Annotated in this window: 16 protein-coding genes; 2 read left to right on the top strand and 14 right to left on the bottom strand. The window is 25.9% G+C overall.

The annotated features are described in order from the left end of the window. Positions 1-9: 9 nt before the first annotated feature. Positions 10-480: a PTS sugar transporter subunit IIA gene (locus SCULI_RS00610; RefSeq protein ID WP_025362709.1), complete on the bottom strand. Its 471-nt coding sequence runs from the start codon at positions 478-480 to the stop codon at positions 10-12. A gap of 217 nt (positions 481-697) precedes the next feature. On the opposite strand from SCULI_RS00610, the gene SCULI_RS00605 reads away from it, so the two are divergent. Further along, positions 698-1,432, top strand: coding sequence for a hypothetical protein (locus SCULI_RS00605; RefSeq protein WP_025362708.1), 735 nt, complete (start codon positions 698-700; stop codon positions 1,430-1,432). Positions 1,433-1,474: 42 nt separating this feature from the next. On the opposite strand, the gene ptsP is transcribed toward SCULI_RS00605, so the two are convergent. The 8 genes from ptsP to SCULI_RS00565 all read right to left on the bottom strand — a co-directional run bounded on the left by ptsP (position 1,475) and on the right by SCULI_RS00565 (position 12,445). Continuing rightward, a complete protein-coding gene (ptsP, locus tag SCULI_RS00600; RefSeq protein ID WP_025362707.1) occupies positions 1,475-3,193 on the bottom strand; it encodes a phosphoenolpyruvate--protein phosphotransferase in 1,719 nt (572 codons plus the stop codon). Between the two features lie 121 nt (positions 3,194-3,314). Next, on the bottom strand, positions 3,315-5,330 hold the full coding sequence (locus SCULI_RS00595) for an ABC-2 transporter permease (RefSeq protein WP_025362706.1): 2,016 nt from the start codon (positions 5,328-5,330) through the stop codon (positions 3,315-3,317). After that, positions 5,320-6,078 carry an ABC transporter ATP-binding protein gene (locus tag SCULI_RS00590; protein ID WP_025362705.1) on the bottom strand — a complete coding sequence of 253 codons (759 nt, stop codon included), beginning with the start codon at positions 6,076-6,078 and terminating at the stop codon, positions 5,320-5,322. Before SCULI_RS00590 ends, SCULI_RS00595 begins: the two co-directional genes overlap by 11 nt. Positions 6,079-6,097: 19 nt before the next feature. After that, complete coding sequence (locus SCULI_RS00585; protein WP_025362704.1) at positions 6,098-8,014, bottom strand: ABC-2 transporter permease; 1,917 nt, start codon at positions 8,012-8,014, stop codon at positions 6,098-6,100. A 1-nt stretch (position 8,015) separates the two neighbouring features. Next, a complete protein-coding gene (locus tag SCULI_RS00580; protein WP_025362703.1) occupies positions 8,016-8,756 on the bottom strand; it encodes an ABC transporter ATP-binding protein in 741 nt (246 codons plus the stop codon). A gap of 125 nt (positions 8,757-8,881) precedes the next feature. Beyond that, positions 8,882-9,145 carry an HPr family phosphocarrier protein gene (locus tag SCULI_RS00575; RefSeq protein WP_025362702.1) on the bottom strand — a complete coding sequence of 88 codons (264 nt, stop codon included), beginning with the start codon at positions 9,143-9,145 and terminating at the stop codon, positions 8,882-8,884. A gap of 213 nt (positions 9,146-9,358) precedes the next feature. Next, the gene (locus SCULI_RS00570; protein WP_148294453.1) at positions 9,359-9,595 is read right to left on the bottom strand and encodes a hypothetical protein; all 237 of its coding nucleotides are present in this window, start codon (positions 9,593-9,595) and stop codon (positions 9,359-9,361) included. A gap of 678 nt (positions 9,596-10,273) precedes the next feature. Then, entirely contained in the window at positions 10,274-12,445 is a 2,172-nt protein-coding gene (locus SCULI_RS00565; protein WP_025362700.1) for an ATP-dependent helicase, read from the bottom strand. A 167-nt stretch (positions 12,446-12,612) separates the two neighbouring features. Between SCULI_RS00565 and SCULI_RS00560 the strand changes: the two genes are divergently transcribed. Further along, the gene (locus SCULI_RS00560) at positions 12,613-13,383 is read left to right on the top strand and encodes a hypothetical protein (RefSeq protein WP_025362698.1); all 771 of its coding nucleotides are present in this window, start codon (positions 12,613-12,615) and stop codon (positions 13,381-13,383) included. A gap of 38 nt (positions 13,384-13,421) precedes the next feature. Here the strand turns inward: SCULI_RS00560 and SCULI_RS00555 are convergent, their stop codons facing one another. The 5 genes from SCULI_RS00555 to SCULI_RS00535 all read right to left on the bottom strand — a co-directional run bounded on the left by SCULI_RS00555 (position 13,422) and on the right by SCULI_RS00535 (position 18,820). Beyond that, entirely contained in the window at positions 13,422-14,588 is a 1,167-nt protein-coding gene (locus SCULI_RS00555) for a serine hydrolase domain-containing protein (RefSeq protein ID WP_053230316.1), read from the bottom strand. Beyond that, positions 14,575-15,291 (bottom strand): RDD family protein, encoded by a 717-nt coding sequence (locus SCULI_RS00550; protein ID WP_025362696.1) that lies wholly within the window; start codon positions 15,289-15,291, stop codon positions 14,575-14,577. The genes SCULI_RS00555 and SCULI_RS00550 overlap by 14 nt, the downstream gene beginning before the upstream one ends. Before the next feature lie 12 nt (positions 15,292-15,303). Next, on the bottom strand, positions 15,304-16,269 hold the full coding sequence (locus SCULI_RS00545; protein ID WP_025362695.1) for a glycosyltransferase family 2 protein: 966 nt from the start codon (positions 16,267-16,269) through the stop codon (positions 15,304-15,306). A gap of 66 nt (positions 16,270-16,335) precedes the next feature. After that, positions 16,336-17,700, bottom strand: coding sequence for an asparagine--tRNA ligase (gene asnS / locus SCULI_RS00540; protein WP_025362694.1), 1,365 nt, complete (start codon positions 17,698-17,700; stop codon positions 16,336-16,338). Positions 17,701-17,743: 43 nt separating this feature from the next. Next, positions 17,744-18,820, bottom strand: coding sequence for an alpha/beta hydrolase (locus tag SCULI_RS00535; protein ID WP_025362693.1), 1,077 nt, complete (start codon positions 18,818-18,820; stop codon positions 17,744-17,746). Between the last annotated feature and the right edge of the window lie 107 nt (positions 18,821-18,927).

Here is an 18,927-nt window from a genome sequence, read left to right as displayed (position 1 = left end):
TTTTTATTTTTATTTAACTATAGCAATTAAGTCTCCCTTTGCAACAGTTCCTGATTTTACAATTTCAATTGTTCTTCCGTTCATTGAATCAGTTGTAAAAATTAATGGAGTTTGCATTGAAGGTACTTTTTTAGAAACATTTTCAATATCAACATTTACTAATAAATCTCCCACTGAAACTGTTTGATCTTGTTTAACTTTAACGTCAAACCCTTCACCATCTAATGAAACTGTATCTAAACCAATGTGTAATAAAATTTCAACACCGCTTTTAGTTGCAATTCCATATGCATGTCCTGATGGAAATACTGTAACTAGTTTCCCATCAATTGGAGCAACGAATTCACCATTTGCTGGAACAAATGCTAAACCTTCACCTAACATTTTTTCTGCAAATACATCATCTTGCACAGTAGATAAATCAATAATTTCTCCATCAACTGGTGCAAATACTTCTACGCTTTTATTTTTTGTAAATAATCCCATGAGTGATCTCCTTCCATAATTATTCTATAATAATTATCTTTATTATAATAGTACATTTTAGCTTATAAAAATTAATAAATGTAAATCAGTGATTTTATCTTTAATATTTCTTAAAAAAACATACAAAAATATGTAAATTTCTCAATTTTTATGACGATTACTATATTGAAAGAAAAAATTCTTTCATTCATTATTCATAAGGAGAAATAATATGAAAAATAAAACCAACAATTTTACTTCTAACAATCAAATAAATTTAACTTTCATTAAAAATGATGATCTACTTATTCAAGAATGACTTTTTAAAGATACATTTGACATTGATAATGATAACTTTACCTTCATAAATTTTATGGAAGAAAAATACAATCTTATTTTTGATAAGACAAATTGGTCTTGGAAATCTACAAATGACAATGATATAATGGCAATGGAAGATCATATAGTCAAAGAATTTAATAAATATGTATCATCCTATAACAGTTTTATCACTGTAAATGAGGATAAAAAAATGCCAAGACTAACTAAAGAATGTGAGTTACTTTATAAACAACAAAGTGCACGAAACAAATTTCTTGAACAAGAAATCAAAATTCAAAAACAAGAAGCCCAATTAAATCAACAATTGTTACAGAATCAAATTAATAATTTAACAAATATTTTAATTTCAAATGGAATTAAAGTTGATATAAATGAAAAAGAATTTACTTATGTTTTAACTTCAAATCTACTTAAAAAAGGTCAAACTACAAACATCAAATTCAGCGATGATAAAAATATTAATATTACTGCTTTTTGCAAAAACAATAATATAGTTTCAATTACTCAAATTCAAAATATTAGTAATATTGAATTTGAAATTAATGCAAAAAATACTGGTAAAACAAAAATTGTTTTTATCAGTGAAGGATACAAAACTCTTGAAATTGATTTTATTATAAATTAATTCAGAAAATATAAAAAATCCCATAAGGGATTTTTTTACTTATTATTTATTTTTCATTAAGTCATTTACTAATGCCAATACTTCATCAGAAGTTTCACATTCAAGAGCTTTAGCAGCTAATGTTTGAGTTTCTTCTAAAGTCAATTTTGACATAATGCTTCTTGCTTGAGGAATACTTGTTGCAGACATTGAATAAGCATCAAGTCCTAAACCCATTAATAATGGAACTGCTTCAGGTTCTCCAGCCATTTCTCCACACATTCCAGCTCATTTACCATGTTTGTGTGCTCCATCAATTGTTAATTTTAATAATCTTAAAATTGAAGGATTATATGGTTGGTATAAATATGTCACATGTTCACTCATTCTGTCAGCAGCCATTGAATATTGAATTAAGTCGTTTGTTCCAACACTGAAGAAATCAGCATGTTTTGCAAAGTTTTCAGCATTTACTGCTGCTGCAGGAATTTCTACCATCATTCCGATTTCTAGATCTGCACCAACTTTAACACCTTCTTTTTCTAATTCAACTTTACAATCAAGTGTAAATTGTTTTGCTGCTTTAAATTCATCAACTGTTGCAATCATTGGGAACATAATTCCAATTGGTCCAAATGCACTAGCTCTTAGTAAAGCTCTAATTTGGTCTCTAAAAATATCTTTTCTGTCTAATGTAAATCTAATTGCACGATATCCTAAGAATGGATTCATTTCTTCTGGGAATTCAAAATATGATAATTTTTTGTCTCCCCCAATATCAAGTGTTCTAATAATTGTTACTTTGCCATTCATGTCACTTACAACTTTTTTGTAAGCTTCAAATTGCTCATCTTCTGTAGGGAAATGATCATTGTCCATGTATAAGAATTCAGATCTAAATAATCCAACTCCTTCTCCCCCATTTTCTAAAACAGCAGCTACATCTTTTGGACTACCAATATTTCCTTCTAAAATAAATTTATCAAATCCATCTTTTGTAACTGTTGGTAAAGTTTTAAATTTTTCTAATTCAGCTTGTTCTTGTTTAAATTTCTCAGCTTTTTTAGTTCATTCGTCTTTGTTTGCTGGATTAATTTCAACTTCTCCAGTTAATCCATCCATTGCTAAAATATCATTTTCTTTAACACTATGAACAATAGTTTTTAATCCCAAAACTGCAGGAATCTCTAAACTTCTTGCCATAATAGCAGCATGACTAGTTCTTCCCCCAATATTACATGCAAATCCTTTTACAAATAATGGATTTAACTGTGCAGTTTGAGATGGTGTTAAATCTTCTGCAACAATAATAACTTCTTCATTAATTGTTGCTAAATCTGCAACTGGTAATCCCAAAACGTAACGCATTAATCTTTCTGTTACATCTTTAACATCAGCTGCTCTTTCTCTAAAGTAATCATCATCCATTGCACCAAACATTTCAATATATTTGGTTGCAACTTCATCAATTGCTTTTGCTCCATTGTAATTTTGTTCCTTAATTAAAGCAGTAAATTCTTCGCTCATTGCTGGGTCTTCTAAGATTGAAGCATGTGCTTCAAAAATAGCTGCTTTTTCTTCACCCAATTTTTCAAGTGCAATTTTTTGTAGATTTACTAAATCTGTTTTTGCTTTTTCAATTGAAGCGCTAACATTTGCTAATTCTTTTTCAACATCTGTTGTATTTTCTTGAGGTATAACGATTGGTTGTTCGTCTAAAACATAAACTTTAGCAACAGCAATCCCGTTACTTGCCCCAATTCCTTTTAATTTCATTGACATTTTGTGTATTCCTCCTAAATTGTTAATCAACTATTATTATACACAAAATTTAGTTCATTATAAGCATTTCTAATCTATGGGTTTAAAAACAAAAAAATCTCTAATGAGATTTTTTTAAATATTAAATTCTAGCTTGTTTTTTATATGTTAAGTAAACTAAAGCATTTACTCCTAATGAAGATAGAACATAAATAAATACTATCAATGAAACATTATATCCAAAGTTAACTTTTAAAGTTACTTTTTCAAACATTGGTACCATTTTTCTATCTGGATCAATTTCACTTGCTTTGGCACTTTTGACATAATCTCATGTTGAATATTGAGCAAACTCTTCTAAATTTGAAACTCCTTTGGTAACACCCCTAGGAATCATTTCCATACTAGAATCACTTACAAGTAAATCTAACATAACATTTTTACCAAATAATCCATTTCACATTGAAGAAATATGATGAGTTGGATTAGCATATTTAGAAATAATTTGTGAAGTAGTACGTTTTTGCATTTTTTCAAACATTTCTTCATTTGTTAATGATGTTGTATTTCAACTACCACCATAATTATCTTCATTTCAAGCTGACTGTTGAAGACTTGAATTTAGTGCATAAACATTCATTCAATTTTGAATAATTAAATTGTTAATGATTGCCAATTCTGGATGTCTTTTATAAACACTAATTGCATCATTATTCAATTCAAGTACACCTTTATAAAAATCATTTTGTGCTATTTTCATATATGAATATGATTTTCCTGAATATAAATAATAATTATCATTAATAGAATTGTAATCTCACATAATTTCTTTGTATTTATTATATTGTTTTTCAATAGTTGTTAAAAGATTTTTATATTCAGGTAATTGTTTTGCTAATCATTTTACTAACACTGAAATATCTATATAGTTTGTAGATCTTGAATTATCATATCAACTTTGTGAACTACTTGCATAATATATTCCCGCTTCGTTAAATCCAGGATGACCAACAGGTACTTCATATAGTTTTTCATCAACTAAATCAAACATTGCTGATAAAATTTGTGAAATATAAAGATTATCAAATACATTTGTAATTTCAGTATTAGTTGTAGTATTTGTATTAAATTCACCTAAATAGAATGCTCTTTCAAGATATTCTAAATAATTTGACGCTGAAGAACATCCAGAGGGATTGCCTTCTGAAGTTTGATCATAAGTAATAAGTGAATTTAAATCTAAAGTTCTAATAACACATATATTATCTTCCGTTGTTGTATTATGTTGTTTATTTATCTGATCAATATTTTTATTTATTTGACTTAAAATATCTTCTTCATAAATACCTTTTACATTTTCATCATTAATTGTTGATTGATAAAAATCATTTGCCAATTGTAATTGGACGGTCTTAACTTGAATATCTTTATTTTTTTCACCAAAATCTCCCATAAATACTGGAATAACAGCATTAATAATAGGTACAACTGCAACTACTGCTCCAACAAAAATATTTGTAAATATTCCCATTGCTTGTGAACAAATTAATGCAATAAATGTAATTAATGGATATCAAATTATTGCAAAGATAAATAAGAAAATTGGGGGACTTATTATAAAGGCCATTCTTAGATATTTTAAGTTTTGAGCTAAAGGCAGGTAACTAAATACAATAATCATATTTACTAAACAATATGCAAATGCAATTAATAAGTATGTTGCAAATCTTATTAAATATGATTTTCAAATAGCAACTCCTGCTCTAATTTCAATTTGGGTAATTCCTTCTAGAATTGGAGTTTTAACCAATATTATTGCTAGTAGTGATAGAAAAATTATATAGAAGAACATTGTTAAAATATATCCAATTCATGAAATAATTTTTCCAACTTCATCTCCTGAAGCTATCATTGGCAATGATATTGATGTAAAGATAAACGAAATAATTAAGAAAACAATTCCCATTGCTATGATTGTTTTTGTAGTAAATGCTTTTTTAACATTAACTCATAATAATAATCAAATACCTTCAAATTTAATTGGCTTGATAAATTTTTCACCCTTTTGACGAGGTTCTTTTTGTTTTTTGACTTTAACAGGTTTTTGTAAATTAAGCTTTACAGTGCTTGTTTGAATTGGATTTTGATTATTTTCCATTTTCAACACCTCCAGCATTTAAATAAACGTCATTTAATAAACTAATGTTATCTGTTTTTTGAGCATTAATTGTTTTATAAATGTCTGATATTTTTTGTGTTTTATTGTCAAAGTCATTTTCATATACTATTTCACCATTTTTAATTAGTACTAAATAGTTTGCCACTTCTTGAAGTTCTTCAAGAATATGACTTGTAATTAAAATAGTTACTCCAATATTTGATAGTTCATGCAAAATGTTCATAAATGATAATTTTGCTTCAACATCAACGTTTGCTGTTGGTTCATCAAAAACAATAAATTCAGGTGCTCTAACTAAAACACTTGCCATAATTGCTCTTTTCTTTCATCCAGCTGATAAACTTTTTAATTTCTTATTAACGTAAGGTTCTAACCCTAACATTGTATATACAGCTTCAGCTCTATCTTGAGCTTGTTTTTTTGACATTCCATTCACTGCACAAATATATGAAACATAATCTTTTAATTTCATGTTCATTGGTACGTTATTTGAATCAGGAAAGAATGCAATTCTTTGTAAATTTTGATCATCTAAAATATCTTTTCCATTCATTAAAATTTGTCCACTATCTAATCGCAATTCACCAAATAAAGCTTTAATTGTTGTAGTTTTACCTGCTCCATTATCGCCAACAAAAGCAACAACTGAACCCTTTTTAATTGTAAAACTTACTTGATTTAAGAAGAAACCACCAAGATCTCTTGTAATTTTTTTAACTTCAATCATTTAAAATAGTTCCTTTCCTTTAAATTTTTGTTTTTCTTTCATAGAATCAATATCCTATATAAGCTAATGGTGAACATACTAATAGATACACAAAGTATGCTAATGGAATAATGAATGCATTTGTATATTTTAGTTTTTCTTTAATAATGTAAGGTTCTTGTAAGGCATAGGCCTCTAAATTATCTGGTGTATATTTTTCATAATCTAATATATTTTTTACAGATGTTGTATTTCCTTGTTTAATAGGTGCAAAACTTGATGAATTAAATGAATCATTAATTAATGGATTTGCAAATATTCCTGTAGACATTACACCAAAGTGTTTAAATACATCTGTTGTTAAATCTTTTGCAGCTTGTGAATTATTGTAATATTGATACAATGTATCAATTTCACTATCAAGTGCAAATGAATCAAATCATAAATTAATAATTAAATAATTAATAATTGAAAGTTCAGGAAAACTGTTGTAAGTTTCTGCAACAGCTTCATTTCTATCAAGAATTTCTTGATTACATTCTATACCTATTTCATCACAAATATTTCTACTTTGTATATCATTTTGGCTATATGAAATATCACTTGTATAAAGTTCATGCGCAATTGGAGTGTCACTTGAATGTGTTCTTTGTGTATTTGAAAATATTTGAGTTGAATCTGCATTTAAAACAACAGACATTTTGTTATAAATTTTATTAATATTTGTTAAAAAATTACTATACTCTGGTTTTACTTTTTTCAATTGACTAATAAAGTTATCAATTTGAATTACCTCTGGAGTATAGTTTCAACTATATGATTCTATAAATAGGGCTGGTACAATACCATCATTTTCGTTTTTGAATTGAGTGGAATTTTCAATTACAGCAACTAATAAATCTTCTAAAATATCTGCAATTGGCAATTTATTTAATATGAACTTTTCTTTTGGAAGATTGTCTCCCTCAACATAATTTTCATAACCATATTGTCCAGTGCTTAAAAGTTTATAAGTCATATCTTTTCATACCACTCATTGTGCATTTATATCCCCATTATTTAAATCATAATATTCAACCATTGTACGAGCTTCCAATGGTATTTGTGATAAACCAAGATATTTAATATCTATTTCTTCACTTAATGTTTCACTTAGACCCTCTAAATTATCTTTAAATTGTGTTAAGTATATTGATTGATCATTGTTTAATTGATCCTTATACAATGAATTAACTTTTACATTACCATCACTTAATGTTGAACGTGTAAAAGCATCTATAGCATTCATTTTTAATCCATAATCAATTGATGAATCTCCAGAAAGTAGAGATTTAATTGATGCAAATAATGGTGAAAATGCCATAAAGAACATTAATACTGTTGATAACATTGTTCCTACTAGTGTATTACATACTGCAAATATTACTAATAACATTAAAGTTACTACAACTGATAAAAATACTAAGAAAAACATTTGTGAATACACATATGCAAAATAAATTTCTGTGTTTGCAGCAGATATAAATTGCAATACAATGCAATAAAATAAAATAATTGCATTTGAAATTGACATTACAGTAAATTGTACAAGAGCACGAATTAAATAAGATTTTCATGGTTTAAATCCAGCTCTTGATTCAATCGAATGAATTCCATCAGATCACTGTTTTTTAAGTAAATATATAGTAATAACCATAGTATAAAATACTGTTAAAATGGTTGAAAATATATAAAATATCAATTTAAAAGTTGCTAATGAATCTACATCTTGAGGTTTAATTGCTGAAGATACCTCAAAAGTTAAAATCATAATCATTGCAAAAATATAAACTAATTTAGTAACTAAAATACCCGCGTTTTTAAGAGCCATTTTTAAGTTGATATTAAAAATAATTGTAAAGTTAGCAGACGCTTGTTTTTCAACATTTGCTTTCCTTTTGTCTAATTTTAATTTCATCTTAAATTTCTCCACGATACAATTCTTGCAAAATTCTTAAATCCTTAATTGGACTTTTCATATGCTGTTTGTATACATCCATTATTTGCTCTTTTTGGTTGTCAAAATCATTTTCATAAACAATTTCACCCTTTTTAATTAATACTAAATAGTTTGCCACTTCTTGAAGTTCTTCAATAATATGACTTGTAATTAAAACAGTAATTCCCTGTCTTACTAATAATTTTAAAATATTCATAAAATATAATTTAGATTCAACGTCCACATTTGCTGTTGGTTCGTCAAATACAATATATTCTGGTGTTCTAATAAGAACACTTGCCATAATAGCCTTTTTCTTTCAACCCGATGAAAGTTCTTTGATTTTTTTGTTTTTGTAAGGTCTTAATTCTAATAATTTATAAACACTATCAATTTTTTTGTTTGCAATATCACTTGTAATACCATTGGCAGCACAAATGTAATGCATATAGTCATGGACTTTAATATTCATTGGTACGTTATTTGAATCTGGAAAAAAAGCAACTTTTTTTAAGTTGTTATTTTCAAAGATATTTTTACCATCAATTAAAATCTGACCGCTATCAATCTTCAATTCACCAAATAATGCTTTGATTGTTGTAGTTTTTCCAGCTCCATTGTCACCAACAAAGGCAACAACTGAACCCTTTTTGATTTTAAAACTAACATTTTGTAAACCAAAGTTACCCAGTTTCCTTGAGACATTTTTTATCTCTATCATTTTATTCCTCCTTAATAATTATTATACTATGTTTCAAGATAACTTTATATAAACACTATAAGTTTAAAAAATAAAAAAACACCATTAAAATGGTGTTTTTCAATACTTTTAAATAAAATTTTAAATTAGATAATTGAATTATCTTTCATTGCTTGCTCAATAGCTGCAATAGCTTCTTTTTCGTCATCACCAGTTGCTTCAATAGTAATTTCTGCCCCTGATTTAACTGCTAAAGCCATTACGTTCATAATTGATTTTAGATTACCTTCTTTTTCCCCACAGATTATTTTAATTTCTGAAGCAAATTTTGAAGCTTCCTTTGTTAAAACTGATGCAGGTCTTGCATGTAACCCAACTGGATCAATAACTTTTGCTGTAAATGAAGTCATTTTCAATTCCTCCTAACATATATATTATATATATAAATGTATATTTTAAATAAATAATTAATTCTTTTGTAAAAAATCTACTTTAATAATTTAGGTTTAGAATTACTATTCAAATATGAAAATAAAAAGAACAAAATCGTCTATATTATTTACCTAGTAGTACTCTTATTTATTTGTTTAATTTGCTATTATTTAAAATTTATCATTCCGGTTCTACTTTTGAAAAACATCTTCCATCTCTTTTTGTTTTGCATTATTGGCGTTCTTCATTGTTGGAAGATACTTTCAAAGTAAACCCCCAATTGCAAAACCAGGATCCCTTGGTGGTCCTGGACCTTTTCCTAAATGAAATATGCTTATTAAAATAAATATTGGGAAAAATATTAATGCAATCAATGCAAATGGTCACAATAAAATTTGGATTACTCTTTTAGCTTTTCCTAATTTCATTTTTCTTCATAATTTTATACTTTGTACATATAATATAAAAAATAGAATTATTCCTAAAGATGAACCAAATATAATTCAATCAATTTTGCTCATACAAATATATATTTATTTTTCTGCTAATCCTTTAAATTTAAATGTCACTGCAACATTTGCTACAACGACACTGCTTATAATTGTAACAGAGTCTAAAATTGCTAATAAATTTTTCATTTTTTCACTCTCTTTCAATATTTAGAATCAAATATATTTTTAGGTGTCCACTCTTTATTCTATTTCACCTTAGGATTATATAATAATTTTTTCTATTTTTATAAATATTTATATTCAGGTAACTTTGAAAATCATAATAATTCAATAGCATGTGCTAAAATTAGTATGCATTTAATTGGGATACTTTAGAAATTTATAGGGGATGTGTTCTCTTTAAACAAGGAATTAAAAACAAAAAATGAATAATTTTATATAATATCTTATTTAGAGATTTAATTAAAAAATTGGCACAAGCAAAGAAACTAGTATTGACAAATTGAAAATATAGTTGAGTATAAAAATACAAAATACAAATGTCTATAACATAAAAATAGAGAATTATTTATTCTCTATTTTTCTTTAATAAAGCATCAAAACTATTATTGAGAGATGCAAATAATTAATTTTTTACAGTTTAAAAAGATTCGTTTAATAATCTTTTTTGGTTCAAGCTGTTGTATTAATAGGTAAAGTTTTTGTACCATATGCAGCTTTTTTAAAACTTACTGAAATAAATTTATCTAATACTTTGGTAACAATTCCCTCTCCAAACATCATATGTTCAATAGCGTCACCAACTTTAACTCCAGCATCTAATTTTTCTGGTTTAGTATGAATGACTCCTGAATCATATTTTTGACTTGACATTTCTGTTGGAGAATGGAAAAAGATATTTTTTTCAATTTCATATAAATTTGGATCAAGCTCTCCAATAAATTTAGAAGGACTTAAACTTCCCCCAGATATATATGAATATTCTCCTGAAACATACGAAATATATAGCAATTCTTGTGCTCTTGTAATTGCAACATAAAAAGCACGTCTTTCTTCTTCTAATGATTCAATTGAACTAAAACTCATCCTTGAAGGAAAGACATCTTTATTTACACCTGTAATAAAAACTATTTTATTTTCAAGTCCTTTAGCAGCATGAATTGTTAATAATGTTACTTTGTTTGGAACTTGAATTTCTTGTTCTGCATCACCAAGTGATTCTTCTTGTAAAAATTTTACTAAACGTTTTAAAGTTTGAGGTTCACTATCATAATCCAAATCAAATTGTTTCATTTGATCATAATATGCTTCTAAGTTTTGCAAAGATTCAACATCTTCTTTATCTTTTAAATCTAATCGATCTTGATAACCTGTTGTCTTGATTAAAGTTTGACAAATATCAATTAGGTTTTTATTTTCTTCAAACATTTTTGCAGCATAACTTAAAGCATAACTTAAGTCATTTAAGTTTTTAGTAATTGTTTTTACTAAATCTAAATGATTTACTAACAAATCAAACATATTTAAATTATTTTCATGTGCTAAATTAAATAATTTTTCACTAGTAACAGCTCCAACTTTAGGAATAAAGCCAAATATACGATCAAATGATAAATCATCTTTAACAACAATTGCTCTTAATAACGCTGTTGTATCTTTAATTACTTTTCTATCTCTAAATTGAAATCCCCCAACCATTTGAAACGGAACTTTATTATTTGCAAATTCCTTTTCAAATTCAAATGATCAAGCATTTGTTCTGTATAAAACAAATATATCTGAATAGTTATATTGTTTTGACTCAACAAGTTCTTTAATTTTTTTTGAAACATATTTTGCTTCAAAGTTTTTTGAATTTGCTTCTTTAATTGATACTTTTTCACCTTCATGTTTTTCTGTGAAAATATCTTTTTTTTCTCGATTCTTATTATTATCAATTAAATCATTTGCTAAATCTAAGATTGGTTTTGTTGAACGATAATTTTGTTTTAACATGACAGTTCTTGCATTTTTAAATTCTTTTTCAAAGTTTAAAATAATATTAACTTTAGCACCTCTTCAAGAATAAATTGTTTGGTCAGGATCTCCTACCACTGTTAAACAATTTCTTCCAGATGTTAATCACTTAATTAAATCAAATTGAGTATAGTTTGTATCTTGAAACTCATCCACTAAAATATAATCAAAGCGATTTGCTCATTTACTTCTAATTTCAATATTTGTTTTAAATAAAGTATGCACTTTTAAAATTAAATCATCAAAATCAACATAACCTTTTTCTTCTAAAAACTCGTTATACTTGCGATAAACCTTTGCATAACTTTTATACAAATGATTTAAACTTTCATCATATGCTTCTTGTCAAGTTGTAAAACTTGATTTTCAATTACTAATTTTTGCTAAAATCTTTTTTTCTGGTTTTGATTTAGAATCATTCATGTCTAAATCTTTTAATATTTTTCTCACAATTTTTGTTTGATCACTTGTATCAATAATTGTAAATTCTTTTGGAAGTCCCACATATTCAAAATCTTCTCTTAATACTCTTACACAAAATGAGTGGAAGGTCATGATATAAGGTGTTCTAAAATTATCTTGAGTAATTTTTCTTACTCGTTCTTTCATTTCATTGGCAGCTTTATTTGTAAATGTAACTGCCAATATTTTATATGGATTTAAATTTTCTTTTTCAATTAAATATGCAATTTTAGTAGTAATAACTCTTGTTTTACCACTACCAGCTCCAGCAATTATTCTTAAAGGAACATCAGTTGTAATTACACTGTCTAATTGAGGATCATTCAAACTCTTTAATAATTCATTCATGTTAAATACTCCTTATAACTTATTTATAATATCACTTTTAAAAAAGAAAAATGAGTTCAATAATTTTTTTCAAATTAATATTTTTGTACAATTCATGTTTTTTATGACGATAACTATATTGAGAGAAAAAAACTCTTCATATGTCATAAGAATAGGAGAAAATAAAAATGAATGACAATAAAAATATTATCCTTAATCAAAAAGAAACTTTAATACATATTATTTATCATCAAAGTATTCCTGATCAATTTGTACTTAATTGGCAAAAAGAAAATAAATTTAATCTCAATTGTGATTATCAAATATTTTTGAAATTTGTCAAAATTAATTTTAATGTTGATTTTGAGTTTACAAATCCAAAAAGTATCAGTAAAGGAAAATGAGTGAGTACTCGTGAAAATGATATAATGCTTATGGAAACACAAAAAGATAAATTGCTTGGCCAATACATTAAATCTTATAATGATTATGTTTCCATAGATAAAGGTGAACTTATGCCTCGTTTTACACTTGAGTGTCGAAAACTTTATATCGAACAGAAAAATGATATGAAAAAAATAGAACTAGATTTAAAAATGAAAGACGACAAGATTGATAATCAACAAATTGAACTCAATAACACTAATTGAGAACTTAATAAATTAAAATTAATTTTAGAAGCCAATGGCTTAAATAAAAATAAAACGCGAACTTTAAATTATATTTTAGAATCAAATATATTTTCTCCAGGAGAAATGAAAATTTTAAAATTAGAAACAAATAGTGAAATTAAATTTATTTCAAGTAATGAAAATATTATTAAAGTTACAAAGTTAAAATCAGATCAAGATACAAATTTATTAGAATTTAATATTCATGCATTAAAAATTGGTGCAGCTAAAATAATTTTTATTGAAAAAAATTATGAACCTTTAGAAATTGAATTACTAGTAAATTAAATTTCTAATTAAAAAGTTGAATGATTACATTCAACTTTTTATTTTATTTCTAAGACATCTTTATAAAATGAATCAAAAAATTCAGATTCAATCATTTTATTATGTCCTGGTTTAGAACTTAACATTAGATTCATTGTAATTTTATTTTTTGGATCAACCAATCCAGTTGAGCCAAGTAAACCATCCCAACCAAATTCTCCAATTTGAGTTTTAGGATAACTTTCATTTTCAATTCTAACTCTTACTCCATATCCATAACTATAATCTTCATTTAAAGTTCATTTAAAATATTGTCTTAAATCTTTAAGTTGATCTTGAGACATTTTTTTAATGAATTTAAAATCTAGAATCTGTTTTTGATTTTCATCTTTGCCATCAAGTAAAAAGTTTAAAAATTTATTATAGTCCAAAGCAGTAGTTATTAATCCAGCTCCTCCCAAAGAAATTGGTGTATCTTGATAAATATCTTGAAATAAAAAATTAAAATCATTTATCATATCTAATTTATTATTTTCTCCATCAAATGATCAGTTATAAATTTTAGCTTCATTAGTTTTATCTTTAACATAAAATCCACTATCTAACATATTTAATTTATTAAAAATTTGTTCTTCAATAAATTGACTAAATTTTTGTTGACTTACTTTTTCAACAACAGCACTAATTACATCCAAACATAAACCGTAATGTCATGAACTACCTGGCTCAAATAATAATGGAATTTGTGATAAATTATTACAAAATGTTTCATAATCTCAAAAGTCCTTTTTAGAAGAAAAGTCTTTAATAAATTTAGCAGTTTCAATTTGAGTTTGATTTTTGTTTCCATGATAAGTCATTCCAGCTGTCATTGTTAATAAATGATGCATTGTAATTTTTTGGTTTACAATTTGAGTTTCTTTACTATTTTGGTTTACTAATTGAGTTTGATTTTTAAAACATGGAAAAATATCTTCTAATAAAGTATCAAAATTAAGTTTGTTTTGTTGAACAAGTATCAAAAATGCAATTACAGTTAAAGGCTTTGTCATTGAATATGCTCTAAATAAAGTTTTGTCATTAAATTGAGTTTTTAAATTTACATCATTCAAACCAAAATGTTGTTTAAAAATAATTTGTTTATTTTTTGAAACAATAAGACTTGCACCAGTAAAATATTTATTCTCAATAAATTCATTAATTTTTTTTATACTATTCTTCATCATTTTCATCTTCCAATTCTAGTAAATCAAGATTAACTAATCCTGGTTTGTTATCTTTTAAATGTACATGGTTATTTTTTTGTTGATCAACAACTTTAATCTCAGTTTGAGTTTTTGAATTTCAATTAATTTTAACTGCAAATATTTTAAGTTTATGATCAATTGCTGATTGATAATTTTTTTGTAATCAAATTGTTATACATATATACATAAATCAACATGTATATAATAGATAACTTAAATTTTGTAAAAGTATAATTGTTGATTTTCCAATAGTTTCTTCACCATCATTATCCTTATTTAAAGTATAAAAGACAATAACAATTAATGATTGAAAAATAATTTGAATAAAAAAAGGAATAAAAACATAATATATTTCTCTGCGCAATATTTCGCTAAACTTAATTTTTTGTTTTTCTTCTTTGACTAATCTTAAATTCATAATTAGTTTTCCAAGACTATTGCCATTAAAGAAATTTGCAAGTACTACAAAATACAAAAATAAAGTGACAAAGTTAGTTGACGAAACAATAATTGCGCTTGTTAAGTTACTTGCTCTATAAAACACCAAAACCAAAACCAAAGGAATTGAAACAATAATTACATCAATTAATCTAGCAAAAAAAACTCTTCCTAAATGCGGTTTTTCACACATTCAAGAAGAGGTTTTAGTATTATAAATGCCTAAGTTATTGTCTAATGACATTTTCAAGACTCCCTATTTAGCTAATTTAAGAATTTCTTTGATGTATTTTTCAAATGAAAGACAAATTGTTTTAAATTTTTCATCTGGTGTGTTTACAAAAACAGAATTGTTTTTGATAAAATCAGCTTTTTTATCTTCAAATTTTCTACTTGCAAAATTAGTTGCTTTTTTCATCAATAATTTATTATTATATTGTTTAATCAATCATAATCAAATGTGAACCATAGTTTTATAATATGCATAATTTAATTGATCTTTTAATTCTTTAAATTTTGCAATTCTTCTGTAGTAGTTTAAAATATGTGTTCATTGATTTACTAAATCAAATGCTGAGTAGGCAACTGGTTCAATTAAATAGTTTTCAATTGCTGGTGAATCTAAGTATAGGTATTTTTCTGTTTGTCCCAATACTTTGTATACAAATAATAAGTCAAATCTAACAAATCTTCTAAATTTAAAGCCAAATTCTTGTAACAATTTAGTTCTAAACAATTTATTAAATAAAGTTACATTTGTAAATGCATACGGACAAAATTCTTGACTTAAATCATAAATTTTATCTGGTTCTAAGAAAATATCTGTTTCTGAATCATTTAAACCAAACATTTTGCCTTTATATTCAACAACATCAATTTCTTCTTTTGCATGTTTTGCAAGTTCTTTTTTCACTGTAGCTACAAAGTTTTGATCCAATGTATCTCCTTGATTTACAAACTTAATGTATTTTCCTTCAGCTAAGTCAATTGCTGAGTTTCATGAAACTGAAACTCCTTGTACTGAATTATTTAAAACTAATTTAAAATTGTTGTTTGCTCAGAATTTATCTTTTCCAAATGTTTCTTTTGTATTTTCTACAATTGATCTATCAGAAACAAGTATGATTTCATAATCGTCATCTGTTTGATAAGCAATACTATTCATAGTATTTTCAATGCTTTCTTCAACCTCTTGTGAAACTACAACAAACGAAATTAACATATTAATTCCTCCTATTTTCACATCATTATTATTCTATCATTTTTTTCAATTATCTTTTATTAAAAATTAGAAAGATAAGTTTTTTGGGGTTCTTGGGAATGAGATAACATCTCTAATATTTGCAGATCCTGTTACATACATAATTAATCTTTCAAAGCCAAGTCCAAATCCAGCAGATTTATAGTAACCATATTTTCTTAAATCGTTATATCATCACAATTCTTCTGGATCAATATTCATTTCTTTACATCTAGTAATTAGTTTATCGTAGTCATCTTCTCTTTGACTACCCCCTACTAGTTCTCCAATTCCAGGAACTAACAAGTCAACTGCAGCAACTGTTTTGCCATCATCATTTTGTTTCATGTAAAATGCTTTAATATCTTTTGGATAATTTGTAACAAATGTAGGACATTTGTTTACAACTTCACAAATATATCTTTCATGTTCTGTTCCTAAATCAAGTCCAAATTCAATATTTGATTCTTCAAAAACATGTCCATCAGCTACTGCTTTTTGTAAAATTTCAATTACTTGTGCATAAGTATTAATTGCAAATTTAGAATTTCTAACGTTATCTAATTTTGCAATTAAACCTTCTTCTAAGTTTGCTTCACAAAATTCTAATTCAACCTTTGCATTTTCAAATAAATAGTTAATTGTATATTTAACCATTGCTTCAATTAATTCGATATTTTGAGCTAAATCATTAAAAGCAACCTCAGGTTCAATCATTCAAAATTCAGCAGCATGTTTTGAAGTATGTGAATTTTCTGCTCTAAAAGTTGGTCCAAATGTATAAACTTTTTTAAACGCCTGTGCATATGACTCTGCATTTAATTGTCCTGAAACTGTTAAAGCTGCTTTCTTACCAAAGAAATCTTGTTCATAATCTCCATCAGTTCTTGTTGTAACAATAAATGATTCTCCTGCACCCTCTGCATCATTTTCTGTAATGATTGGGGCATTTACGTAAACAAAGTTATTTTTGTTAAAAAATTCATGAATTGCAAACGCAGCAACACTTCTGATTCTAAAAATTGATTGAAATGTTTTTGTTCTTGCTCTTAAATGAGCAATTTCTCTTAAAAATTCTGGTGAATGTTCTTTTTTTTGTAATGGATAATCTTCAACAGCTTGGTCTAATAATTCTAAACTTGTTGCTTGAATTTCAAATTCTTGTTGTTTTCCTGGAGTCAAATTTACAATTCCAGTAATTTCAACAATACTTGAAATTCTTGCTTCACTAATTGAATCAAATCCTTTTACATCACTTTTGTAGACAACTTGAACATCATTAATTGTTGTTCCATCATTTACAATTAAAAAGTTAACCGCTTTTCCCTGTCTATGGTTTCTTGTTCTTGCAATTAAAGTAATCTCTTTTTGATCATATTCTTGATATGTATCAACTAATTGTTTGATTTCCATTTTTGTTTTTCCCCTTTTTATATATCATAAATATTTTATACAATTATTTTAGTTTTAGTGATAATCTATCTAATTTATTAAATTCTAATAATTCTCATTCATCAACAATTTGATCAAAATTAACTTCATCATCATTTTTTTTAATGAATTCAGCTATTTTATAATTAAAAGTTTTAAAATGATATCTAATTCCTTGTGTGTGCATTGAAAATGAATATACCAAATGATCATCTTCAATATATTTACTTCTTTCCAACATTAACTCATAAGTATCAGTTGGTGGAGTGACTTTATCATCTTTACTATGTAAAAATAAAGTAGGAAATTGAGGTTTGTATCCATTTCTTAATAACTCAAAAATACTTGCTTGATTAAAATCAACTTCAATTTCTTTTTTATTATGCTTTTCAATAATTTTTTTAACAATATTTTTGATTCTTCTTTTTGGAATAATTCACAAATAAATGTTTCTTACATGAATTAATAATCTAAAAATACTTCCATAAGTACAATCTGAAACTACAAATTTAAAGTTAACTTCTTTTAATTCATCTGCATATTTTAAAGAACAATAGTTAACAGTAAAAGCTCCCATACTTGTTCCCATAAATGCCAATAAATCAATTTTTTGATTTGCTTTTAATCAATCAACTGCTCCCATTAAATCTCAATGTTCTTTAGCTCCCATTGTTGTTGAATCTTCTTGTGAACCACCATGTCCTCGAAAGTCAAAAGCCATAATGTTATAACCAAGTTTTGCAAATACTTTTGCATGATGTAAACCTCAATTTTTGTGTCCTGCAAATCAATGACAAGCAATCACTCATTTATTACTATCTTTATTTGGAGTATATAAAAGTCCAGAAAGTTTTAAACCATCTCTTGATTGAAAATCAATTAACTTAACATTTTCAAAATCTTCAATCATTAATTGAGGACGTTTATAAAATTTCTTACAAATATTATTTGTAGTTAAAAGATCAACAGTTGGAGAAGTACTTTTTTTAATTGTTTTTTTTGAAGGTTTAAAAGGTCTTTCCATATTTCCATAAATTCTTCTAAAACCTTTTTTAATGTTATTAATCAATGTTACTTTTGGTTTTTTAATTTTCTTTTTCATTCCCGAGGCACTTCCTTTTCAATTTAAAATAGTTGCTCATTTTAAACAACTATTTTAAAAATACAATTTCATATAGATTTTATCATAGCATTAAGTAAATATTTACT

It is taken from the genome of Spiroplasma culicicola AES-1 (assembly GCF_000565175.1).
Classification (GTDB): domain Bacteria; phylum Bacillota_I; class Bacilli_A; order Mycoplasmatales; family Mycoplasmataceae; genus Spiroplasma_A; species Spiroplasma_A culicicola.
The sequence above is the reverse complement of the archived record's forward strand: the minus strand, read 5'-3'. Positions and strand labels throughout refer to the sequence as shown.